This is a genomic window from uncultured Campylobacter sp., from assembly GCF_938045205.1.
Taxonomy (GTDB): domain Bacteria; phylum Campylobacterota; class Campylobacteria; order Campylobacterales; family Campylobacteraceae; genus Campylobacter_B.
Map to the genome: position 1 here is coordinate 15,499 of NZ_CALIMY010000100.1, position 25,335 is coordinate 40,833.

The following is a 25,335-nucleotide window of genomic DNA, read 5'->3' on the forward strand; positions in this document are numbered from 1 at the left end:
AATTTGAAGGAAAGCAATGAAATTTGGCTTAGTTTTTGGAGCTCAAAGCTATGAGCACGAAGTAAGTATCATCTCGGCAATTGCCGTCAAAAATGCCCTAAAAGGCTGGGACTTGGAGTTTATATTTTGCGATAAAAATCGCAAATTTTACCGCATCGAGGATAAAAATATGCGCGCGGCATATTTTAAGCAGGGCGGCTATGCTAAAGCAAAAGAGCTTAGTATCGGTGCAGGCGGATTTTTTGAGAGTGGAATGTTTAGCAAAAGCATGCTAGAAGTCGGCACATATATCAATCTAATCCATGGCTGCGACGGCGAGGATGGAAAAATGGCGGCGCTATTTGAGTTTTTTGGCATCCCTTATATCGGACCTCGCATAGAAGCTAGCGTGCTAAGCTATAATAAAATTTTAACCAAGCACCTGGCTCTAATCGCAAATGTAAAAACCTTGCCGTATGAGATCGTAAGTCGTACCAGCTTGCCTAATTTTAATTTTCCGATCATCGTTAAGCCCGCTCATTTGGGCTCTAGCATCGGAATTTCGATAGCCAAGAATGAAAGCGAGTTTAGCTACGCGCTGGATCAGGCTTTTGAGCTGGACGACAGCGCGATCGTAGAGCCATACTGGGAAAACGTAAAGGAATTTAATCTCGCAGGCGCTAAAATAGACGGCAAAATCGTATTTTCAAACATCGAAGAGCCAAAAAAAGAGGGCTATTTAAATTTCGATCGTAAATATTTGGATTTTTCGCGTAGTGGCGCGATCGAGCCCGCTCGTCCTGGCGCTTTGCTAGAGGGCAAGATGAAAGACGCCTTTAAGCGGCTTTATAATGCAGGATCATTCGATGGCGCGCTCATTCGCTGCGATTTTTTTGAAAAAGAGGGCGAAATTTATCTAAACGAGATAAATCCAAACCCAGGCAGTCTCGCAAACTACCTATTTGATGATTTCTCCGAGGTATTAGCAGCTCTTGCTTCGTCGCTGCCGCCGATGAGACAGATCCCCGTAAGCTACGAGCTGATCACTAAAATCACCGCTAATAAATAGCCAATCGTTTAAAATTTTACGCTAAATTTTGCGTAAAATTTTACCCCAAAAGGTCGAGTTATGATAAATCAAGACGAAATTTACACCGCTACCGAGATCGTGCGCAACTTCAGCACCGTTTTAAACAAGATCAAAAATCAAGAGATCAAAAAAGCCATGATCGTCAAAAACAACAAATTTGAAGCCGTGATGATCAGTATGAGCGAGTTTGAGCGACTCGAAAAGGCGGTCGAGCTACTCAAGGCCGTTTACGCCAAAAGGAGCGGCGGTGGCGAGTAAGGAGCTCGTCTACGGCGGCGAAAACTACAAAATCAGCTACGAAATTTCAAATCTGCAGCGTGCCGAATATATTTTGGTGCTGCACGGCTGGGGCGCAAACAAAGCGCTTATGTCTAGGGTTTTTGCGGATAAATTCCGCCGTTACGCGATAGTGTGCGTCGATCTGCCGGGGTTTGGCGCCAGCTCCCAGCCCGCGCGCGCCCTTGGCAGCAAGGATTACGCAGAGATTATGCGCGCCTTTATCGCAGCTTTCGGCAAGCAGCCCGCAGCGATCATGGGGCACAGCTTCGGCGGCAAGATCGCCGCATTGCTGGCCCCGCGCAATCTCATACTGCTAAGCAGCGCCGGTATCATCGAGCCCAAGCCCTTTGCAGTGCGCGCCAAAATCGCGATTTTTAAAATTTTAAAAAGACTTGGTCTGGCTGGGCTTTGGCGTGCGTTTGCGAGCAAGGATGCCGCAGGTATGAGCAAAACGATGTATGAGACGCTAAAAAACGTCGTAAATGAGGACTTTCGCGACATTTTTTCTGCGCTAAGCCCGCAAAATGCGCTCATCTTTTGGGGCAAGGACGATCGCGCCACTAGCCTAAAAAGCGGCGAGCTGATCCACTCGCTCGTCAAAAACAGCAAATTTTATCCGCTGGCGGGGGATCACTTTTTCTTTTTGCAGAGCGCGGATTTTATCGGCGAGCAGATCGAAAAGGAGCTTGGCGGCAGCTAAATTTAACGATTTGGCGTCGCGCTAAATTTAAAGCGAAACGCGATTTTGTGTAAATTTTTAGAATTTAGCCGCGAAATTGTGGTGCCGAGCCGCTAAAAATCGCGCTTTAGATACAAAACAGATCGCGTGAATGTAAGAGCGGGGTGCAATTTAAAAGCGTTTCAATGCGGCGGCTTTAGTCCGGCTTATCTCGCGGCGCACGTTTTAAAATTTTGCAATCTGTTTGCGTCAAAGATCGCGAACTAAAGCGTAAATTTAGATTATAAAGCCGCGTGCGTATGCGGCACATATTTAAAATTTAGCGGCGTAAAATCGGCTCTTTGGGCGCGTAGTACAAAACGCAAGCCCAAATTACAGCGTGTCGCGTTAAATTTTAAAATTTTAACGCGTTTCTGCTCTGTGTTTGCGGCAGCCGTACATGATGCGGCGAAACCGCGTGTGCGCCGCAAAGCGAGCAATTAAATTTGGTCGCATAACCGCGTCGTCGCTTCGTCGCGATACGAAGCCGAAGTGCCGCGGATGGCGCGCAAATAATCGCGCGAGGTGGGGCTAGATGTCGTAAGATATACAGCATGCGAAAATTTCAGGTCGCGAGAGATGGATACTGTGCGGTATCGAAAATGGGGGCGGCGCGCGGTAGCGCAAATTTATCTAGTGCGGCTCGTGCGGCCAACATGAGAGCGTGAATTTGCGAGCACGCGAATTTTGTAAAACTAGAATTTGCAAAGCGATAATTCGTAAAATTTACAAATGAAGCCAAATGCCGGTTAGCCCGAGCTCGCCGCGGTTTGCCCGCGCAGCCTCGCAAAGCGGGCGCGTAAATTTATAAAAAGGAATTTTAAAAGATGAATATAATATTTTTGATCGCGCACGCGGCATTCGTCCTACTGCTCGGCTTTTATCTGATCACCTGCCTGCAGTGGTTTTCGTATAAGCCCGCGCGTATTATCTTTCACTTCACCAAGCCCGCGTGGCACATTTATTTTTTCATTTTGCCGCTGGCGGCGTATTTTGGCTGCGAGATCGCGGTAGGTCTCGGCGCAGCTAAATTTGGCACTGCATTCCTCTATGCCCTATGTGCCGCTAAAATTTTAATCATCGCGGCCTATGCGCTAGCGCTTTATTGTTGGCAAAGAGGACTTGATAAAAAGCTCGTCTTTACGCCGCGCGTGAAGCGATTTTTTGCAATTTTAGTACTCTGTGCGTTTGGCTTCAGCGCCGTGTTTTATGCCGCAGAAGCTCCGATTTTGCCGATATTTTTACCGCTTGGCGCCGCTCTTGTGGCGAGCTTTGCTTACGAGCGGGCGCAGGCTGCGAAATTTAAGGCCGATGCACGCAAAAAACTAGCCCAGATGCCCTCCCTTACGATCATTCAGATCACCGCGAGCTACGGCAAGACGAGCATTAAGAACTTCTTGTATCAAATTTTAAAAAACGACTTTCGCTGCTATAAGACGCCGCGCTCGGTAAACACGCTAGCAGGGCTCGTGCGCGACGTAAACGAGGCGCTGCCCGCAGATACGCAGATCTACATCGCCGAAGCAGGCGCCAGGCTGAGCGGTGACATCGCCGAAATCACCGAGTTTTTGGCGCCGCAGATCGTCGTCGTGGGCGAGATCGGCGCGCAACACATCGAGTATTTCAAAAGCATCGAAAACATCCGCAAAACCAAGCTCGAAGCGCTCACGAGTGCGCGGCTAAAGCATGCGTTTTTGCACAGCTCCACGCAAAAAGGCACGGACGAGCGCGTCACGATCTACGACGAGGGGCTAAAAATCCACGGCGCGGATCTGGACGGAATAAAATTTAGCCTTAGCTTGAGCGATGATGAAAGCGGTGCAAGCTGCAAAAATTCCGTGCCGCATGCAGAAACATCCGCCGCAGGTGGTGAAGGGGAGGGCGATTTAAGCCTAGATGCAGGCAGTGTGGCATGCGCGGAAAAAGACAAAAATTCTAAAAATTACGGCGCCGATTTTGACGATGCAAATTCCATGTCCTGCGCCGAGCGGAGCGAGCGAAAATTTTGTGAACAAACCGCCCGTGACGATAAAATTTGTGGCGATAAAGAGCGGGGCTCGCAAGAGGCTCCAAACGAGCGTAAAATTTCAAACGGGCGGAGAGAACTATGCGAGAGACATGAGTTTTTTGCGCCGATTTTGGGTAAATTTAACGCCGCAAATCTTGCCGCGTGTATAAAGATCGCGCGATTTTTGGGTCTTAGCGTAGATAAGATCAAAAGCCGTGTCGCGCACGTCAGCGCCATCGAGCACCGCCTCGCGCGGCTCGATGCGGGCGGCAAAATCATCATCGACGATAGCTTCAACGGCAATCTAAGCGGCATGCTGCAAAGCTACGAGCTGATGCGAAGCTACGGCGGGCGCAAGGTCGTCATCACGCCGGGCATCGTCGAGAGCACGCGCGAGGACAACGAGACGCTGGCTGTCAAGATCGATGAAATTTTTGATCTCGCGATCATCACGGGCGAGCTAAATTCCGAGGTGCTGCAAAGCAAGATCGACCCCGCAAAGACTATCGTTTTGAAAGACAAGCGCGATTTGCAGCGGGTTTTGAGCGAAAATACGCATAGCGGAGATCTGATTTTGTTTTCAAACGACGCGCCGAGCTTCATTTAAGCGGCTTTGGCGGCACGGCTTGCTTTGCCCTGAGGCATACTGCGCGATTTGACAGGGCGTATTTTTAGGCAAAAGACTTTGAGCGGGTACGACGAGTGACTTGAAGCGGTGCGATCTATCGGGTGATTGGTTTGTGCGTGCGGCGCGATCTGTTTAAATAAAAGTCCTATGCGGCAAAATTTCGGCGCGCCGTTATAAAATCGCAATCTTGCGCGCGATTAAATTTACGATAAATTTAAAGGAAAGCTATGGATTTACGAGAAAATATGCTAGGGCAGCTGCGAGCGCTAAGCGAGGAGAAATTCGCGCAATTTTCGCAGCGCCTAATACCCGCGCCGCAGATTTTGGGCGTGCGCACTCCCGCGCTGCGCGCACTTGCTCGCAAAAGTTTCGCCGCTTTGAGCGGGGCGGATGAGGCGCGGCGCGAGCTGCAAAATTACGAGCCCTTTTTTCACGAGGAGTTCGTGCTAAAGGGCTTTTTTATAATGCTTTTAAAGCAGGATGAGGCGAAATTTGCACTTGCGAGCAGTTTTATCAAAACTATGCCAAATTGGGCGGTTTGCGATATGTTCGCTCCGAAATTCAGAAACGACGCTTTCGCGGACGCGTTGTTAAAGCAGGCTAAGGGCGGCGTGAGCGAGTTTGAGAGGCGATTTTTCTACGTTTATTTTATGCAAAATATGGGCGCGATCACGCCCGAGGAATTTTTTGAAATTTGCGCCGCCGAAAGCGACGAGCGGTATTATGTGCAGATGGGCGCGGCGTGGGCGATAGCGGAGATGTTTATCAAGCAGCGCGAGATCACGCTTGCGTTTTTGGCGAGCAAGCGGGCGGTTAAATTTATCCAAAACAAGGCGATATCGAAGATCCGCGATAGCTTTCGCGTAAGCAAAGCCGAAAAAGATGCGCTTTTGAAGTATAAAATTTAACCGCGGCGGAAAGTGGCGGAGGTAGTTAAAATTTCAGTTGCGCGCGGGGCTTGTCAGCCAAAATCGCGAGCTTTAAAATGTAAATTTAAGGAGAGAAAATGTTTAGCAAGGAATTTTTGGAGATTTTGAATTATGAATGCGCCGTGGGTATCGCTACCTGCGCGCAGGGTGAGGCTCATATCAGCAATACGTGGAACAGATATCTCGTCATTAAGGGTGATCGCATCCTTATCCCGGCTGCGGGTATGAAAAAGACGCAAAGCAACGTGGAGGCTAATCCGAACGTCGAGCTTAGCGTCGCAACGAAGGAGCTGGCAGGCAGGTTTGGCGCAGGGCGCGGCTTTGTAGTGAAGGGCACAGCGCGCTTTATGGATAGCGGTGCGGAGTTTGAGGAAACGAAGGCGAAATTTCCTTTTGCGACAAGGCTGCTTGAAATCACGGCTAGTAGCGTAAAACAGGTGCTGTAAGCCAAGCGGCGCAGTTTGGGTGGAATTTACGGATGAAATTCCCGATGAAATTCCGCCGCGAGCTTTACGATGGAATTTTGCCGTGAAATTTTATCGGTAGAATTTCAAAGTTAGTAAAATTTTATCGATGAAATTTCGCTTCGCCGCGAAATTTTAAAGCGGGCGAAATTTTAAAGTTAATAAAATTTCAAAGCCTGCAAAATTTCGAAGTTTGCGAGATCCATAAATCTCGCTCAAATTTTTTGAACGTAAATTTACGCATTGAAAGGAAAAGTATGAAACGATTAGAGGGTAAAACCGCCGTAATCACTGGCGGAAGCGACGGCATAGGGCTTGGTATCGCAAAGTGTTTCGCCGAAGAGGGCGCAAATTTGATCCTGCTTGGCAGAAGCGAGGAGAAATTAAAAATCGCGCAGGAGGCCTTGGGCGGTTACGGCGTGAAAGCTTACGCGGTAGAGGCGGATTTGGCGCAAAGCAAAACGATAAAAGGCCTTTGTGAGCGCATTTTAGCGCTACCCCTTAAGATAGATATCCTAGTAAATAACGCCGGGCTGGGAAAATTCGTACCGTTTGAGGCGACCGACGAAGTGCTGCTGGACGCTCATCTAAACCTAAACGTCAAAGCGCCATATCTGCTTACTCAGGGGCTTTTGGGCGCGCTTGCGGCTAGCAAGGGCTGCGTGATCAATATCTCGTCGTATTTTGCGAACCGAATGCTCGTAGGGCGCACCACGACGGCGTATTCGATCACCAAAGGCGCGCTAAATTCTTTCACCAAATCGCTTGCCTTCGAGGTCGGCAAACTCGGCGTACGCGTCAACGCCATAGCGCCCGGTAGCGTGCTAACGCCGCAGTTTGAGCGAAATTTAAGCGCGCTTAGCCCGCAGGGACGCGAAGCGTTTGAGCAAATGGTGCAAAATATCTATCCGCTCGGCAAAATCGGTAGCGCGCAGGACATCGGCGATGCGGCGGTGTTTTTGGCGTCGGATGCGGCGAAGTGGGTCAGCGGCGCGATATTTGCGATAGACGGCGGGCTTACGACGAATTAGCCGCGATTGGGCGGAATTTTGGGCGCGGGTTTTGAAATATAAAATTTTACAGAGGCGAATTTCGCTGCGAGAAATTTTACCCAGTAGAATTTATTGCAGCGGCAAATTTTGCAATGAAAAATTTAACCGGGTAGAATTATGGCGACGAATATTGCGCGTGAAATTTCGCAGCGAAGAAAACGCAGAATTCCGCAATCTGTGGGAATTACAACGTAAATTTTAAAATTTATATTGTAAAATTTTACGGCGTGCGGTTTGGGCGGAATCTCGCGGCGCAAAATTTGAAGCTGCGATAAAACGGTGCCTGCGGGGTTAAATTTAAAAAGCGGCGCCGGCAGCCGGCTTGAGATAATTAGAAATTAAACGAGATTGGAGAGGGTTTGAGGGTTTTGTTTCTAGCGATTTTAGCGGTGTTTTTGCTCTCTTGCGCGGCTCCGCTGGCGCCCGCTGGCAATGCGCTTAGCGTATACGACATCTACTCCGTAGCACGCGACCGCCGCAGCGTAAGCGAGGTCGCTAGCGACAAGCTCGTCCAGACTAAAATCCAAAGCAAAATTCTATTTACTAAAGGCCTTAGCAGCTGGGATCTGGAGGTCGAATGCTTCTATGGCGAGGTCTATCTCATCGGGCTTCTGGATAGCGAAGCGATGCGCGAGCCGCTACTTGCTTTAGCTCGGCAAACAGAAGGCGTGCGGCGCGTGCATACCTATCTGCGCGTCAAAAAGTCCGAATATCCGTGCAATTCGTTTGAAATTTTTACAAATTTAAAGAAAAATCTCTTTTCCGATACCGACGTTTCTGGCACTGCGGTGCGCGTGGCGATCGTGGGCTGCGACGTGGTATTTAGCGGCGTAGTGAGCGACATCGAGCATGAAAAGCACGCGATCTGGTACGCGACGCACGCGCCCGGGGTGCAGGACGTGTATTCGTTCCTGCGCGTGGTGAAGGAGTAGGGGCTTTGCGGTTAAATTTGATCGCTTCGGTACGGCAAATTTAACCGCTTGCGGCGGGCTAAATTTGAGGATATGCCAGATTTATTTCAGCTCGTTTGCAGGGCGATCGACATGCATGAAATTAAAATTTTTGGCGCGCAAGATAGCGGGGAATTTTAAAATTTGGCTCACGAGCGAGAGCATTAAGTAAATTTAAAGCCGCCTCAGACGATAATTTCGCAGATGAAATTTACGCCGCGAGCGCTCGCCGAAAAGTAGCGCCCGGCGTGCCGATAGAAAGCGCGCCCTGTTTAAATAGCGGCTAAATTAAAGCGGCACGCGCGAGCTAAATTTAAAGCACTGCGTTTTTAAAGGCGTTAAATTTAAGCGAGCCGCCGAGCTAAATTTAAACGTAACGCGCGCATTGTGAGCTAAAATGAGCTAAATTTAAAATCGCGCTGCCGTTATCGGCGAAATTTCAGCGAAATGACGCGAGCGCTCGCGCTAAAACATACGATTAAAATGCCCCAAAGGGCGCAAAATTCAGTAAATTTAAGGAGAGAAAATGAGCCAAAGCCAAAATTGTACGTACCAAACCGCGTGCGAGCTGCCTAACGTGAGGCTGATCAAGCACCCGCTGATCGAGCATAAGCTCACGATCTTGCGAGATCGGGGGACCGATCCGTTTCAGTTCCGCATGCTCGTCGATGAGATCAGCTACCTGATGATGTTCGAAGCCACGCGCGATCTGGCGCTGCGCGAGGTGAGCGTGCATACGCCTGTGGCGCAAACCAGCGCGTATAAGCTCGCCACGAAGATCATGATCTGCCCGATTTTGCGCGCCGCGCTGGGTATGCTGGATAGCGTATTTAAACTCATGCCGGACGCTAGCGTGGGGTTTTTGGGTTTTCAGCGCGACGAAAAGACCGCACAGGCGGAGTTTTTTTACGCCAAACTGCCCGCAGATGCCGCAGAGCGCACCGCGATCATCATCGATCCGATGTTTGCGACCGGCGGTACGGCGATCGATGCGGTAAAATTTCTGCTGAAAAACGGCGTTAAAAAGATCAAATTTATCTCCATCATCGCAGCGCCCGAGGGGCTTCATAGATTTAGCGAGATCTACCCGCAGGTCGAGGTTTTCACCGCGGCGATCGACGAGAGACTAAACGAGCAAAAATATATCGTGCCGGGACTTGGAGACGCGGGAGATAGGGTGTTTAATACGATGTGAAATTGCGCGGCGAAGGACTTTTGACTGCGTTAAATTTGCGCGACAGTATTTATGCGGCGATAAATTAAATTTGCCAGCATGTAATTTGTGCTGCGAAATCTATTTATCAAATATGCGGGTTGCCGCCGCTCGGAATTTCACGCTGCAATAGATTTGGCAGGGCACGTACTTTTTACGGCGTGCGCAATACGTAGTGAAATTTAAAATTTGTAGCGCCGTAAATTTAATGCACTTTAAAATTTTAACTAGTCGTAAAATTTGCGGTATTTTTGGAATTTATCAAATGAAATTTTAGCTCCGCGATGTATAAAACACGTAAATTTCAAAGTAAGGAAAAAGCAAAATAGGGCGGCGGAATTTTATTATCGCCGAATTTGCCATAGAATTCTACCCGTGCGAGATTTCACGGAGAATTTACCGCGTCAAAACTCTACTCTCTGCAAAGCGGTAGCAAAATTTCAAAATTTAGCGCGCATTTGCGGCGTAAAATTTTGCAACCGCCCGCGCCGCAAATATCACCATTTTAAACCGCCTTTGATTGCACTGCCACATAGCTCGCGCGCAGCTCGCAAAAAACTCCGAGCAGTCACGCTTTTCATAGTAGCTTAAAACCCAGCCGTCGCCTACAAAATTTATCGAGCCGCAAAAATAACAAGTTTAAAGCCGCCGTATTTTGCGATCAAGAGCGATTTTACGCTTGCGAGCCGTGGAAATTTTGCGCCGCTATGCTGTTTTAGGCGCGATTCCGCCCTACTGCCGCCCAGTGCGAGCGTGACGAGTGCGAAATCTTACAACCCGCAGTGAGCTATCGGTAAAATTTCAAGTAAGGGCAAAATTCGCCGCTATAAACTAGAATCGTCCTTAGGCTCGGGAGAAATTCTAAAATAGCGGATGGAGGTAAAATTTTATCGCTAGGTCGTATGTCGAGCTCAAATTTAGGCAAAATGCCGATAAATTTTGGCTCGCAAAAGAGCCTACCGCTTCGCAATTCTAACTACGCAAAATCACGCTCATATTGGCGTCGTAGCGCCCGCACCACAAAAATTTACAAATCGCAAAATTTGCAAAAATCACGCGGCAAAATTCTTACTTCAGCAATCCGATAAAGAAGCAGGGCGGCGCACCAGGCGTATGCAAGGAGTAAAATTCTCACCCAAACGATCCGTCCGCGCTAAAATGAAATTTCAAATTTAGCGAGCAAAATTTCGCCTACTTCACCAGCCCCGCTTCCCTTAAAAAGCAGCTCGGCTCGTAATTAATCTTTCTGATCTTATCAAATTTCGCGTAGCTTAGCACCAGCTCGTCGCGCGCTCTGGTAACCGCCACGTAAAATAGCCGCCGCTCCTCCTCCAGGCTGCCGCCCATCGCCATTAGCTTGAGGTTCGGGAAGCGGTTTTGCGCCAGATCGATGAGATAGACGCTGCAAAATTCAAGCCCCTTGCTTGCGTGCACGCTGAGCAGATTTACCCCCTCGCCCTCGCTCATCTCCTTTGCGCCCAGAGTTATGAAATTATAAAAGCTCTGCGGATCCGCGTATTTGCCGGCGATCTGCTCTAAAATTCCGCATTTATCGTAGATGTGCGCGGTCTCGTCCTTTTTGCGCTCGTCGTCTATCTTGCCGTTTTTTAGCGTCGCGCGTTTCGTCGCGATAAAGTCCGCTACGAGGGCAAAAAGGCGCGAGTTTTTGATCTGCGAGATCAGCGTGGCAGACCTTGCAACGGAGCCGCTTTTTTTGAAAATTTTATAAATTTCGTGCAAAAACACTGCACCGCCTTCGGTGATTTTATTATGTTTTAGCACCGGATGCGAGCGAAAAAACTCGTCAAATTCCAAAGCTTCAAAGCGCGATACCGAGCCGATTATATCCACATCGTCAAAAAGCCCGAGCTGATAGTTTTTCCTCTTTTTTTCAAAAATTTTAACGCTCTCGTCGGGGCGCAAAAGCCCTGCGTGAATACTTCCGTGCCCAAGCGCGATCAGTGCATCGAAAAGCTCCTTGCTTAGCGCGCTGCCGACGCCTCTTGCGTATTCGCACGTGCTCATAAATGCCATCATATCTTTTGGGTTTATTATCATCGCGAAAATGTCCGTAAAGGCCTTGATCTCGCGGCTTTCAAAAAAGCTCACGCCGCCTTTTCGCTTCGCACCGATTCCGAGCTCCTTAAGCGCGACCTCGACGCCGTCGGCGCTGGAATTATTGCGAAAGATGACGGCGATCTTTTCGCGCGGGATGCCGCTTTGCGCGATCTGTGCGGCTACGTGGGCGTATTGCGCCGCCGTATCGTCGTAAACATGCAGCTTAGGCGCGCTAAATTTTCCCTCGCGGCCCACGATCAGCTTCTTTTCGTAAAGGCGCGGATTGTTCGCGATGACGCGATTTGCAAGCGCCAAAATCGCCGAGCTTGAGCGGTAGTTGATATTCAGCGCGTAAATTTTAGCGTCCGCAAAGCGTTTACCGAAGCTACCGATGATGTCGATATTTGCGCCGTTGAAAGCATAGATACTCTGATCAAAATCGCCGACGCAAAAAAGGCTTTTCGTCGCAAAGGCATCGATGAGGCTTCCTTGCAGCGAGTTCGTATCCTGATACTCGTCCACTAAAATTTCATCAAACCGCAGCGGCGCGCCCTTTTGTAGCTCACGGCGCATCTTTAGCAATACGTCGTTGAAATCGGCGTAGTTAAATTTTGCCTTTTCCTCCTCAAACTCGCGTAAAATATCTGCGTAAATTTCGGCAAATTCCGCCTGATCCTCGTAGTTTTTGCTAAACCACGATGCAAAATCCGCGCTCATCTCCTTGTTTTGATACAGCGAGTACACGTCGTACAGATACGCCCCGCCATAGGGACGCGCGTCGCTTACGTGATAAAATTTGCGCCTTTCTACGAGGCTTTTTAGCAGCGTCTTTAGCTCGGCGGGCTGCTTTAAAATCACTCCTTTGCTGAGCTCTCGAAGTAGGGCGTAGGATACGGCGTGGAAGGTGCCCGCGACGATTGCGGAGGTGATCTTTTTATCAAAATGCCGCTGCAGCCTCGCTATCATCTCGCTTGCGGCTTTGTTCGTAAAAGTAAGAAGCAAAATTTTTCTAGGGCTCGTGCCGAGATTTAGCAGATGAGCGATGCGCGCGACGATGGTGCTGGTTTTGCCCGTGCCTGCGCTTGCGATTATTAGATTGTGTCCGGCAGGAGCGGTTGCAGCGGCGTATTGTTCGGTGTTTAGCTTAGCTAGAGCGTCCAAGATTATTCCTTTGCAAAAAGGCGCCATTATAGCCTAAAATCATTAAAATTCTTTGATATAATTGCGCGATGAAATTTCTAAAATTTACGTTAAAAATCGCGCTATTTTGCGCATTTGCATTCGCCCTGTTTTTGATCTTGGACGCGCTTTATCCGCTAAATTTGGATATGCTAAATAAGCAGAAGAGTAGAATTTTATATGACCGAAACGGCGAAATTTTAAATATGCAGATCAGCGACGATCAAATTTGGCGCTTTTACGCGAGCGCGGACGAGATACCGCCGCGGCTGAAACAAAGCGCGATCTACTTCGAAGATCGCTATTTTTACTACCATTTCGGCGTCAATCCAGCCTCGATCCTGCGCGCGGCTACGTATAATTTTACGCAAAATTTTACTAAAAAAAGCGAGGGCAATGTCGAGCGCGTCGGAGCCTCCACGATTACGATGCAGGTTGCGCGTATGATGCGCCCCAAACAGCGCAGCTACAAAAACAAAATCATCGAAATTTTCAACGCCTTTCAGCTGGAGTGGCACTTCAGCAAGGATGAAATTTTAGGAATGTATTTCAACCTCGCCCCATACGGCGGCAATATCGAGGGGGTCAAAACTGCGGCGTATTTTTACTTCAAAAAGGACCTGCGCGAGCTTAGCAACGCTCAAATCGCGCTTCTTAGCGTGATCCCAAAAAACCCGAACAAAAACCGCCTAGACCGTAGATCAAACATCAACGCGCTTAAAAACCGCCTAATTTCGCAGCTGCGAGAGGGTGGCGTGATCTCGCAGAGCGAGTATGAGCGCGCCCTCGCAGAGCCGTTTTCGCCCAGACGCTACGCAGCGCCCAATTACGCGCCGCATTACGCGCTGTTAGCGTTTAACAATTATAAAATGCAGAATTTTACTGCCAAAGATGACGTAAATTTCACTCAAAATTTAGAGCAGGGAGGCACGCTTGGCGCGACATCGGAGCAAGCAAGCTCGTCTACACGCCGAGCCGCGGCGGTAGCAGAGTCAAATTTTTCGGACGCGGCGAGTGCCAAATCAGGCTTTACGGTTGCAACAAAGGGTGAGTCAAATTTATCAAATGCCGCAAACGCGCAGGCGGGAGCGGATTCGAAAGAAGCAGATTATAAAACGAATGTGCCGGAGAGTTTAAATTTAAGCGAACGAACGAGGCTAAATTTAAACGAGCGCGAAGGCGCAAAATCACAGGCAGGCGTAAAACCGAATGAACCGGAAAGCGTAAAACCAAATGAACGAAAGAGCGCAAATTTAGATGAACGGCGAGATTTTATTGATGCCGCACATCCGTCGCAAAACTCGCAAAGTCTAAATTTAAACGAGCGACGAGGCGCTGTGCGTTTGCCGCAGAATTTTAGCGCGGATACGGATTCGGATAAAGGGCAAACCGAGCATTCGCCGCAAAATCCGAGTGCGGATATAAATTTAAACAAGCGGCAGAATGTCGTCGGTACCGCACATCCGCATCAAAACTCGCAAAATCGGCAAAATCTAAATTTAAATAGTCAGCAAGATACCACGCATCCGCCGCAAAATTTTCAGGCAGATGCAAACTCTAGCGAGCGGTCGAGCGCAAATTTTAGTGCGCAGACAAATTCCGTTTCGGACGCTAGTGCACAGACGGTTTTCGCTTCGTTGGACGCTAATGCTCAGACAGATTCTACTCCAGACGCCAAAATACAGACAAATTCCGTTTTAGACGCCAAATCGCGGGAAAATTCCACTTCGGACACTAAGGCGCAAATAAATTCCGATCTAAACGCCAAATCGCGGGGAAATTCCGCAGGCTCCGAAGCGAGCGCGCAGTCCAAGGAGCAAACTGCGCTAGCGCAGGAGTTTGCGCGTCTAAACGAGGGTAAAATTTATTCGAGCTTGGATCTGAAAACCCAGATCGCGCTTGAGGGTTTTTTGAAAAGTGAGATCCTCTCCCTGCGCGATAAGGGCGTTAGAAACGGCGCAGCCGTGCTGATCGACAACGAAAGCATGAGGGTGATCGCCTATGTAGGCAGCCACGATTTTAGCGCCAATGAGGGGCAAAACGACGGAGTGCGTTCGCAAAAAAACGTAGGCTCGACGCTCAAGCCCTTCATCTATGCCAAAGCCCTTGAGCGCGGCCTCATCACCCCTTCAAAGAAGCTGATCGACGCGCCGATAATCTTTGCGGGCTACGTTCCTCGCAACTACAACCAAGGGTTTTTGGGCGCGGTGAGCGCGACCGACGCGCTAAGTCTTAGCCTAAATATCCCCGCGGTGAAGCTAAATTTGATGCTTGAGGGCGACGGGCTATATGAGATGCTATCAAACGTGCATCTGGCGGAGTTTAGCAAGGATTATTACGGCGCGGGTATCGCGCTGGGAAGCATTTCGATGAGCCTAATGGATCTTACTCGCCTTTACAGCGCGTTTGCAAACGGCGGGAAGCTACGAAAGCTCGAAATAGCGGGCGCAAAGACGGGCGATGAGATGCAAATTTTAACCCCGCAAAGCGCCTACATCGTAACGCAGATGCTAAGAAACGCCCCGCGCTCCTATCTCGGCTCAGTGTGGCAAAATACCCTAAACGCGCCGCCGCTGATGTTTAAAACGGGTACGAGCGCCGATGCGCGCGATCTCTACACCGTCGCGCTCACGCCGAAATTTACCCTCGGCGTCTGGCTGGGAAATTTCGACGGCTCCAAGACTAGAGATCTTAGCGGCGGCGTGAGTGCGGCGAAGGTGGCGTTTAATATGTTTGCCTTCCTCGATAAATCGGGCATGCTGGGCGAGGCGGAGTTTGCGCGTCCCGCGGGCGTGAGCTTTCGGCGGGTATGTACCGACGCGTACCGCGAAAAGGAGTGCGCTCAAAGCGCCGATGATCTTACGATCGATGGAGTTGAGCCCAACGAGGAGTGCGAAATTTACGGCACGAGCGAGCTTTTTTATCTGCTAAAACACGGCCTAGTCGATCCGCAAAAGGTGCGCGCAGGAAGGTGTGCGGCTAAATTTGCCGCCGTAAAGCCCGTGCTAAACGACATCAACGCCAAAACCTACGAGACCGGCGCGGACGGCACGCTGCGGCTAAAGGTGCAGTGCACGGCGGTTTTCGGCGAGCGCGTATATATCAGGCTAAGTGGCGGTTCGCGGGAGTTTATAGCACTAAATTCCACCGCGTTTACGAGGGAGAATTCCACGGATTTGGATTTCGAACATTCTAACGTGGCGCAGCAAGATAATTTAAAGCAGAATTTAGCACAGCAAAATTTTGTAGAACAGAATTCTGCGGTACAAAATTCTATGCGACAAAATTCAGCGCCGCAGAATTTAAAATCACAAAATCTTACGAAGCAAAATTCTGCGGGATTGAATTTTATAGCTGAAAATCCAGTCACACGGAATTTGGCGTCGCAAAATTCTATCTTGCAAAATTCTACAGAGCAGAATTCGGAGGCTCAAGATTTCACAGCGAAAAATTTCACAGATCAAAATTCCTCGCAGCAAAATTCTGCGGCACGAGATTTCACCACGCAAAGCCTAGCGCCTACAAATTCTAAAGTTAAAACGGGAGAATATTTTGCGCGCACTAACGGTGAGGCTTTTACGCTAAGTCTTGGAGCAGGGGATTTCGAGCTTGGCTGCTTGGACGAAAATGCAAATTTCGCTAAAGCAAATTTTAGAGTAAATGAAAGAAAATAAAAGGTTAATTTGTATATAATTTCGTAAAATTTTTGCAAAGGAATTTTATGAAGACAAAACTACTAAGCGCAGCGCTATTTTGCGCTTTGGCTAGCTTTGCCGCGGGCGTAGAGATCAAATACGCTAGCGGGGCTTACGAGATTAGCGGGGTGGACGGCAGTGGATTTAGTGTCACGCAAAAGCAGATCTTAAAATGCACTCCCAAAATAACGGGCACCTATGAAAGCGTGAGCGAGAGCTCAATCAGGCTCTATCCAAAGCCGATGCTTAGCGCCGGGGTTAATTATTCGTGCGAGGCGCGCGGGGTGCGCTTTGAGTTCGAGACAGAGCCTTTTAGCACCGAGCATATCGCGCTTCTGCGTCCGGGGCTAGTGGCAATTAAATTTAACGATGCGGTTAGCAAGGACGCGCTACAGCAAGCGACTAGAATTTACCGCGCGCAGAATTTAGCCCAAAACGACATATCCTACGAGCTTAGCTCGCACGATGATCGGAATTTTTTATTCAGCTTCGATCCTAAGGCACAAAACGTCGTATTGCAAATAGAATCCCTCACCTCAAAAGCAGGCGCAAAGCTGCAAAATCCGGTGGAGCTGCGCACGGACGAGGAGCCTTTTAACGACAGCATTAACGCTTCAAATTTAAGCGGCGTGCAGATCCGCCCCGCGGCTCTAAAAGACGGCTCACTCGTAGCTAGAGTGTGTTTTCCTAACTATATGGACGAGCTGTCCGCCAAATACATAAGAATCGCAGGCGTGAGTAAATTTAGCCTCACTCAGCCGCGATATTATTATTACGACGAAGATGAAGAGGGCGGCGAAAGCGACGATCCTTCATGCTACTACTATGCAGATATAGTAAGCGACGAGTTTATGCCGAATAAAAGCTACGAGATTAGGCTGCTAAAGGGCTTCGGAGATAGCTCATATATCTTGCGTGACGAGATCAAACAAAGCGTAAAAATGGGCGACAGGCTGCCTTTCGTAGCCTTTAGCGACGAGAAAAATTTTATCCCAAAATCCGCTTCGTTAGCTTTTAAAAGCTCAAACGTAAATGAGGTTAAAATTTCGATTGCCAAAGTTCCTGAGCAAAATTTTAGGTATTTTTTAAACTTTGAAAGCAACGAAGATAGTGTAGGTGGGCTAGCTAGCGAGATCGCGGTTAAGAGCTTTGATATAGGAGGCGCTAAAAACGCCGTTGCGGAGCATAAAATCGCGATGGATTTTAAAGGCTACGAGGATGGAATTTATAAAATCACGGCGTTTTACAAAGTGGGCGAAAAGATGCAAGAGGTTTCGCGCGTAGCCTATCTTAGCGACATTACGGCTCAAGTGGTGCTGCTTGAGCGCGGCGCGCTAATTTATACTTCTAGGCTTAGTAATGGCGAGGAGCTAAGCAGAGCGAAGGTTAAAATTTACAGCGATAAAAACGAGCTAATCGTAGAGGATAAAACGGACGGAGATGGAATTTTAAGATTAGAAAATATGGAAATTCTAGCCAAAAATCCGCGCTCTATCGAGATTAGCAAGGGGGGTGAGCATGCGTTCGTACTGTTTAATAATGCTGTTGCAAGCGTCGAGAAAACGATTACTGCAAAGCGTCCGTTCGTTTATCTCGCAAGCGAGCTGATAAGCCCGAATGAGCGGCTTTTAGGCACGATCGTGATGAAAAATCGCGATTTTAGCTCTTTAAAAAATACGCCGATTAAATTTAAAATTTACGATCCTAGCGGCACTGTGGTCATCACGCGCGCGCAAAATACCGATGAGTTCGGCAGCGTTAAAATCGACGAGCTGATGGGCGAGAAAAGCGGCACTTACCGCCTAGATCTCATCTATGAGGACAAAATCATCGCTTCTAAAAGCTTCAGCGTAGAAAATTTCGTCCCAAACCGCATCAAAAATGAAATTTTAACTGCTAAAGACGAATACGGCGCAGATGAGATCATAACTTTAAAGCTAAGCTCAAACTATCTTGCAGGCGCGCCGGCCGGAGATTTGAAAGGCTCGCTGGAAGCAAACGCCTATGAAAAAGAGCTAAAAATTAAAGGCTACGAGGGCTTTTCGTTTCTAAACGATCGCTTAAAGAAAAAGGGTGCTACGCAGCTTCGCAGAGCAGAATTTACGCTAAGCTCCGCCGGCAAAAAAGAGCTTGCACTCTCGCCGGCAGCAGCTGATCTTAATGTCTCTAACGCCATAAATATTCTACTAAATTTCAGCGTAACCGAGGAGGGTAAAAACGTAAGTGCATATCGCAACCTAAGCTATCTGCCTTATGATCGTATCGTAGGAATTCGCGCGAGCAAGGATTTCATATCAAGCGGCGATAGCGTAAAATTCGGCTTTGCGCTGCTAGATTCCAAAACCAAAACCGACGTCAAAGGCAAGATCGACGTTGAAATTTACCGCGACGATTTTACTTACGTTTATGACGGCAACAGATACGTCGAGCAAGAAAGCTTTAATCTCGTAAGCGCCGTTAGCACCGATGCGCGCGAGTTTGAGTACAAATTCCAAAACGGCGGCAATTATCTAATCGTCGCAAACGATTACTCAAGCGGCGCGAGTGCTGGCGTGCGCGTGGACGTAAGCGGCTGGGGATATTATGGACGGGTAAACGCTAAAGACGTGCAAAGCGCTAAAATCAAACTCACAAGCGACAAGGTTAAAGCTGGAGATAAAATTAAAGGCGTCATCAATTCGCCGGTAGAAAGCGGCGTGCTAAATATCTCGCTCGTCGGCGAGCAGGTTTACGACTATAAAATTCTATCCATAAAAGGCGGTAGCGCGGAATTTGAGCTTAGCGTGCCGGAGGATTTCGTCGGCGGACACATCAACGCTGTAATCGCGCGCGCCGCGACACCTGCTGCTATGCCGCTTAGAGCTTATGCAAACGTGCCGGTGGCGCTAGATGCGAGCTCGCACAAGGCTAACGTGCAAATCCTAGCCGAGAAAAGCTACAAAAACGGGCAAAACGCGCAGATCAGCGTAAAAAGCGAGCCGAATTCCAAAGTGGTGCTCTACGCGGTCGATCTTGGAATTTTAGATATCGTCTCGCAAAGCGAGCTCGACGCGTTTGGGGCATTCGACGTTAGCGCGTATTTTGCGATGCAGTATTTCGATATTTACGACGATCTTAGCGTGTATCAAACCATAGCCAAAGAGCTAAGCTTCGGCGGCGACGGCGTGATGGCGAAGGCTAAACGAAATTTAAGCCCTGTCGAAAATAAAAAGCAGAAAAAATTTATCAAGATGCTGATCGCAAAAGCGGACGCAAACGGCGAGGCGAAATTTGATCTCGCGCTACCGCAAAATTTTAACTCCATAGTCCGCCTAAGCGCTATGGCGATCGGAGAGGCGGCTACGATCGGCTCGGCAAACGTCGAAGCTAAGGTTCGAGACGACGTGATCATAAAGCCCGCCGATCTAACCTACATGGTACGCGGCGATGAAATTTCCGTGCCGCTAACGCTCATCAACACCACCGACAAAGAGCAAAAGGCGGTCTTGAAAATCAGCTCATCTCCTTCGGTCGCTATAAGCGGCGGTGAGGCAAATTTCACGCTCAAACCGCTTGAGGTCAAGCATACGAACTTCACCGCGAGCGCGCTTGATATTGCGGATGCGAACATTAAATTTGATCTTGACGCAAACGGGCAGAAATTTAGCAACGATGTAGAATTTGACATAATCAGCCAGTTCCCGCGCTCGAAGCTATTTCACGTAAGCTACGGCGATAAGCCGGTAACGCTCAAAATCGATCCGAGTTATAAAGAAATTTATACTCACATCAGCGCTACGCCTAATGCTTTTAGCCTAGCGGACGAGCTATATCTCTATCCTTACGGTTGCACCGAGCAGCTTACTTCAAAGATGGTAGCGGTTGATTATGTCGCACGCAAAGACTCCAATAAAACCTTAACCAACCGCGTAAACGAGTATGCAAGTAGAATTCTATCTCGCCTCAAACCTAGCGGCAGTTTCGGCTACTGGAGTGCTCACGGCGTTACTAATTACTACGCTTCGATTTACGCAAGCGACGTTTTACTAGAGCTTGACGCGCGCTATAAATTCCTTAGCAATAAGCAAAGATCGCTGATATTTAGCGCCTTAAAATCAGACTACGAAGATCAAGCGACGCTTCGAGTATATGCGGATTTCGTGCTAGATCAATACGGCAAGCTGGATGACGATGAGATAAATTTCATTTACGACAACGGCCTTTATGACAACTCGCCGATGGCTCGCATCGCTATGGCTGCGATACTTAAAAAGCACAATATGACGACCGAATTTAACTTCATGCGTGAAAAAATAAACCAAATGGATTATGATTACGCCGAAGACGGAGCGGGCTTGACGTTTGCTAGCGACATAAGAGACGCTGCCTTTAAGCTCTACGCATTCGGCAAGGCGGGCATCAAAGACGATAGCACGGCTCGCACGGTCGATGCGATCATTCGCGATCTAAAAAATATAAACAACACGCAGGAGCGAGCGAGCGTAATACGCGGATTTGATGCGTATTTTAAGGACGCGAAAAAAGATATTAGCTTTGCTTTGAAATACGACGGCGAGGCGAAAAATTTCAATTCGCCGCTGGATACCAAACTCGCGGTTAAAGACGGCGCGATAGAATTTACGCCGATGAGCGGCAATGGCGAGCTATTTTTTACCGCTCTTGGCTTTGGATATGAAAGCGCGCCTTTAAAGCATGAGGCTTTGGGCATACAGAGCCTAAACGCCCATTCTATGGATAGCAAAAGGATTGAAATTTATCGTGAATTTATAGATGCTCGCGGCAACATAGTCGATCTAAACAAGCTTAAAGTAGGGCAGAAAATTTACTCTAAGATCAGCTGGCGAGCGAATTATTATCTTTATAATTTCGTAATCGACGAGGCTATGCCTAGCTGCTTTGAGGCGGTCAATGAGCGCCTAGGCTCGGCTGCGCAGGCTAGAGTCGAGGGCATGCAAGACAGCGTGGCATTAGAACACACGGAGTATCTGTATGACCGAGTGCTTCGCTTTCCAAAAAGCGGCTATTTCTATTATGATCCGCGAGACGGAGAGAATAGTAGCGGCGTCATCTATACGCCAATAAACGTGATTATGGCAGGCTCGTGCGCGCTTCCTGCGATCTCTATCGAGGATATGCAATACGAGCAGGTAAATAACTACGATCTGCAAACGCTTAAATTTAAAGTCGCTCGCTAAGGCGTAGCGATTTTAAGGCTCGGCACGGATTTTGCATTTATTGCGATTTTTGTGCCGAGCGCTTTTATGCTCGACAGATATTTGTAAACGAACGCCTGATAAAATTTTAAAATTTCAATTCCGCCCGCCCGCCGAATTTCAAAATTTTATATCAATGCCCATATTTCATAGCTTTTTACTATCTATTTATAACGTTATTCTATTTGACTTACCTTTAAATTCGAGTTATCATTTCTTTTAAATATACACTTTCAATTAAAGGAGTTGCAAATGCAAGACGTATCAAGACGTAGTTTTTTAAAAATCAGCGCAGTGGGTGCGGGGGCGCTTGCGCTGGGAGCTAGTAGTGCGTGCGCGGCACAAAACGCCAAGGACGTCAAATTTGACGAGGAATACGATATCGTCATCATCGGCACCGGTTTTGCGGGACTTGCCGCGGCGATTAAAGCCAGCGGACGCGGCAAAAAGGTGCTAGTGCTTGAAAAGATGGGTCGCGCGGGCGGAAATTCCGTCATCAACGGCGGAAATATGGCTGCTCCGATGAATAAATTTCAAGTCGCACAAGGCATCAAAGATAGCAAAGAGCTTTTTATCGCTGATGCCGTAAAAGACGGGCTCGGGCTTAACCACACCGATCTTTTGGGCGTGATGTTTGATCGCAGCAACGATGCGGTGGATCTTTTGGTGGGCTGCGGAGCGGAGTTTAGCGATAAGTTGATCTTTGAAAGCGGCCACAGCGTTGCAAGAAGCTTGCAATCAACCAACGGCTCGGGCTCGGGTTATATCCAACCGATGATGGGTAAACTTCAAAACGATCCTAACGTCACGATCAAGACCCGCACGAAATTTGACGATTTTATTGTGGACGACAGCGGCCGCGTCGTGGGCGTAGAAGCGCGCGAGGAGTATAAATTTGATCCGAAGCTCTTTAGCGACGATCTGGAAAATAAAAGCGGCGAGAAAAAGAGCTATAAAGCTAAAGACGGCGTTTTGCTAGCCTCGGGCGGATACGGACGCGATCTATGGTACCGCCAGATCCAAGATCCGCGCGTAGTGCCTAGCATAGACAGCACCAACCATCCGGGAAGCTCGGCAGGAGCGATGCTAGCGGCAAATAGAATCGGCGCATTTACGCTTCTTACATCGTGGATTCAGTTCCTTCCATATTGCTCGCCCGATGAGAAGGGCTTCGGCGCCGCAGTAAATTTCACCAACCACTGCTGCAACACCTACGGTCTTACCGTCGATCCAAAGACGGGTAAACGCTTTATGGACGAGCACGCAGGGCGCAAGATCAAGGCAGACGCCTGCTTTAAGGTTATCGGCGAAAGCGAGAAAAACGACAACTATCCGGTAAACGTCTGCGACTCTCAAGCCGTCGCCGCGCGTAATCCGGTCTATACTTCAAGACCGCTGGAAGCGGGCGTTGTGAAGAAATTTGACACGCTAGAGGAGCTTGCAAAGGCTTACAATCTGCCGCTGGAGCCGTTTTTAAAGACCGTCGCGGATTATAACTCTTACGTCAAAGCGGGTAAAGATCCGGAATTCGGCAAGGTTGTCGATAAGCTGGACGGTATCGACGTTTCCAAGCCGCCGTTTTACGCAAGCCGCACGATGCCGAAGGTGCACCACACGATGGGAGGGCTCGAGATTAACACCAAAGCTCAGGTAATCTCGAGCCTTACTCACGAGCCGATCCCGGGGCTTTGGGCTGCGGGCGAGGTAACCGGCGGCGTGCACGGCGCGAGCAGACTGGGAACCTACGCGATCCTTGATTGTATGGTTTTCGGAATGATCGCGGGCGAGAGCATCGGAGCATAAATTTAAGCGCCTGCGAAATTTCGGCGCGAAGCGGTTGTCAACGCACGCTTTGTTAAATTTTGGCGCGAAGTAGCGGTATGTGCTTTGCGCCGAAATACTATGTGCGCCTTTAAAATTTAGAAGCAGAGCCGCAAAGCGTGCCGTAGAATTTCAAAGCGTTTTAAAATTTAAAGCGCTTGAAATTCTGCGACGCGAGTTTTAAATTTGAATACCGCGCACTTTAAAATTTTATAGCGGCGGCAAAATTTCGCACAGGCGGCGAGCAAATCCGTGCGCCGTAAATTTTAAAATTTACGCCTAGACTTCGGCTAGCGGAGCGGAGTTTATTCGCTTTAAATTTGCGCTTTTAAAATTTTCTTTTCTAAATTTTTAAAATTCTATCACTAAGTCTTTACGTTAAATTTTAAATTTCGCTACGTGGGTGTATAATCTATAAAATTTCAACGCAAGGAGCAAAAAATGCAAGAAATTTCAAGACGAAATTTTATTAAAATCGGCGCGGCGGGAGCTCTGGCTTTAACTGCAAGCAGTGCGAGTGCAACGCAAAACACCAAAGACGCAAAATTTGACGAAGAATACGATGTTGTTGTTATCGGTAGCGGTTTTGCAGGCTCGATGGCGACACTTCAGGCTCTTAAGCGCGGCAAAAAAGTGCTTATGATCGAAAAGATGGGCCGTGCGGGCGGCAATTCCGTCATTAACGCCGGCAATATGGCAGTGCCAAATAACGAATTCCAAAAAGCTGCGGGTATCACGGATAGTAAGGAGGCTTTCATCGCAGATTGCCTAAAAGACGGGCTAAATTTAAATCACGTAGATTTGCTAGGCGTCATCTACGACCGCGCAGGCGACGCTTTTGAATACCTAAAAAGCATCGGAGTGGAGTTTTCGGGCAAGGTGATATCTGCCAGTGGACACTCGCTAAAGCGCGCCGTACAGGCCAAAAATGCTAGCGGCTCGGGCTACATCCAGCCGATGCATAAGGCGATCGAGGAAAATGCAAATGCCGTAATCAAAAAGCGCACGAAATTTGACGACTTCGTAACCGACGATAACAGTCGCGTCGTGGGTGTGAAATGCCGCGAGGAGTATAAATTTGATCCACAGCTTTCTAGCGACGACAGAGAAAACAAAAGCGGCGAAGTAAAATTTTTTAAAGCCAGAGACGGCGTCATTTTGGCTGCGGGCGGATACAGCTCGGATAAGTGGTTTCGCGCTCAGCAGGTGCCGTATCTAAAAGACAATATCGAAACCGTAAGCCAACCAGGCGCTACCGCAGGTGCGCTTATCGCGGCGATGAAGTTAGGTGCGAATCCTTTGCAACTCAGCTGGATTCAACTAAATCCTTATACCAATCCTAGCGAGAAGGGATTTGGTACTTCTGCGTTATTTTCAAATCACTGCGCTAACGACTATGGTCTAACTGTCGATCCAAAGACGGGTAAACGCTTTATGAACGAGCACGCCGGGCGCAAGATCAAAACCGAAGCGATCTTTAAATGCATGGCGGAGAGCGAAAATAACGACAACTATCCCGTAAATATCTGCGATCAAGCCGCAGTTGATGCAAATAATCCGGTCTATACGTCAAAAGGCGTAGAAGCAGGCTCAATTAAAAAATTTAATACCTTGGAAGAGCTTGCAAAATTTTATAAAATTCCGCTGGAGCCGTTTTTAAAAACCGTCGCGGATTTTAACGGCTATGTCAAAGCAGAAAGTGACCCGGAGTTTGGCAAGCCTTTGACAAAAGCCGACGTAGGCGGTATCGACGTATCAAAAGCTCCATTTTATGCGTGCCAAACAAGCCCGAAAATTCTTTACTGCATGGGCGGCGTGCAGATCAATACCAAAGCCCAGGTTATTGACGCGGCTAGCGGCGAGCCGATCGCAGGGCTATATGCAGCGGGCGAAATCACCGGTGGCGTTCACGGCGCAAGTAGGCTCGGTACTATGAGCATGGCTGATTGTATGGTTTTTGGCATGGTGGCGGCAGAAAATATCTGAATTTAGGGCGCGACGGCATATTTAAATTTCGCCGTCACGTCTAAATTTTAAAATTTTATGCAAAAAAGCGTAA

Annotated in this window: 14 protein-coding genes; 13 read left to right on the forward strand and 1 reads right to left on the reverse strand. The window is 48.5% G+C overall.

Annotation, left to right across the window (positions count from 1 at the left end; genetic code table 11):
* The first annotated feature begins 16 nt into the window (after nucleotides 1–16).
* From Q0198_RS05710 to upp, 9 genes are all read left to right on the forward strand, one after another.
* Nucleotides 17–1,048, forward strand: coding sequence for a D-alanine--D-alanine ligase (locus Q0198_RS05710; protein WP_297895986.1), 1,032 nt, complete (start codon nucleotides 17–19; stop codon nucleotides 1,046–1,048).
* Nucleotides 1,049–1,108: 60 nt separating this feature from the next.
* Entirely contained in the window at nucleotides 1,109–1,327 is a 219-nt protein-coding gene (locus Q0198_RS05715) for a prevent-host-death protein (RefSeq protein WP_297895988.1), read from the forward strand.
* Entirely contained in the window at nucleotides 1,317–2,048 is a 732-nt protein-coding gene (locus Q0198_RS05720; protein WP_297895990.1) for an alpha/beta fold hydrolase, read from the forward strand. Before Q0198_RS05715 ends, Q0198_RS05720 begins: the two co-directional genes overlap by 11 nt.
* 845 nt (nucleotides 2,049–2,893) lie before the next feature.
* A complete protein-coding gene (locus Q0198_RS05725; protein ID WP_297895992.1) occupies nucleotides 2,894–4,681 on the forward strand; it encodes a Mur ligase family protein in 1,788 nt (595 codons plus the stop codon).
* A gap of 248 nt (nucleotides 4,682–4,929) precedes the next feature.
* Entirely contained in the window at nucleotides 4,930–5,610 is a 681-nt protein-coding gene (locus Q0198_RS05730) for a DNA alkylation repair protein (RefSeq protein WP_297895994.1), read from the forward strand.
* Nucleotides 5,611–5,708: 98 nt separating this feature from the next.
* Nucleotides 5,709–6,077 (forward strand): pyridoxamine 5'-phosphate oxidase family protein, encoded by a 369-nt coding sequence (locus Q0198_RS05735; RefSeq protein WP_297895996.1) that lies wholly within the window; start codon nucleotides 5,709–5,711, stop codon nucleotides 6,075–6,077.
* A 275-nt stretch (nucleotides 6,078–6,352) separates the two neighbouring features.
* Nucleotides 6,353–7,126, forward strand: coding sequence for an SDR family oxidoreductase (locus Q0198_RS05740; protein WP_297895998.1), 774 nt, complete (start codon nucleotides 6,353–6,355; stop codon nucleotides 7,124–7,126).
* 380 nt (nucleotides 7,127–7,506) lie between these two features.
* Complete coding sequence (locus tag Q0198_RS05745; RefSeq protein ID WP_297896000.1) at nucleotides 7,507–8,079, forward strand: BON domain-containing protein; 573 nt, start codon at nucleotides 7,507–7,509, stop codon at nucleotides 8,077–8,079.
* A gap of 586 nt (nucleotides 8,080–8,665) precedes the next feature.
* A complete protein-coding gene (gene upp / locus Q0198_RS05750) occupies nucleotides 8,666–9,292 on the forward strand; it encodes a uracil phosphoribosyltransferase (protein WP_297896033.1) in 627 nt (208 codons plus the stop codon).
* Between the two features lie 1,209 nt (nucleotides 9,293–10,501).
* On the opposite strand, the gene Q0198_RS05755 is transcribed toward upp, so the two are convergent.
* Nucleotides 10,502–12,556: an ATP-dependent helicase gene (locus Q0198_RS05755; protein ID WP_297896002.1), complete on the reverse strand. Its 2,055-nt coding sequence runs from the start codon at nucleotides 12,554–12,556 to the stop codon at nucleotides 10,502–10,504.
* A gap of 41 nt (nucleotides 12,557–12,597) precedes the next feature.
* Between Q0198_RS05755 and Q0198_RS05760 the strand changes: the two genes are divergently transcribed.
* From Q0198_RS05760 to Q0198_RS05775, 4 genes are all read left to right on the forward strand, one after another.
* Nucleotides 12,598–16,221: a transglycosylase domain-containing protein gene (locus tag Q0198_RS05760; RefSeq protein WP_297896004.1), complete on the forward strand. Its 3,624-nt coding sequence runs from the start codon at nucleotides 12,598–12,600 to the stop codon at nucleotides 16,219–16,221.
* Nucleotides 16,222–16,268: 47 nt separating this feature from the next.
* Nucleotides 16,269–21,437, forward strand: coding sequence for an alpha-2-macroglobulin family protein (locus Q0198_RS05765; RefSeq protein ID WP_297896006.1), 5,169 nt, complete (start codon nucleotides 16,269–16,271; stop codon nucleotides 21,435–21,437).
* 270 nt (nucleotides 21,438–21,707) lie between these two features.
* Nucleotides 21,708–23,258 carry a flavocytochrome c gene (locus Q0198_RS05770; protein ID WP_297896008.1) on the forward strand — a complete coding sequence of 517 codons (1,551 nt, stop codon included), beginning with the start codon at nucleotides 21,708–21,710 and terminating at the stop codon, nucleotides 23,256–23,258.
* Nucleotides 23,259–23,717: 459 nt separating this feature from the next.
* On the forward strand, nucleotides 23,718–25,262 hold the full coding sequence (locus Q0198_RS05775) for a flavocytochrome c (RefSeq protein WP_297896009.1): 1,545 nt from the start codon (nucleotides 23,718–23,720) through the stop codon (nucleotides 25,260–25,262).
* The last annotated feature ends 73 nt before the right edge of the window (nucleotides 25,263–25,335 follow it).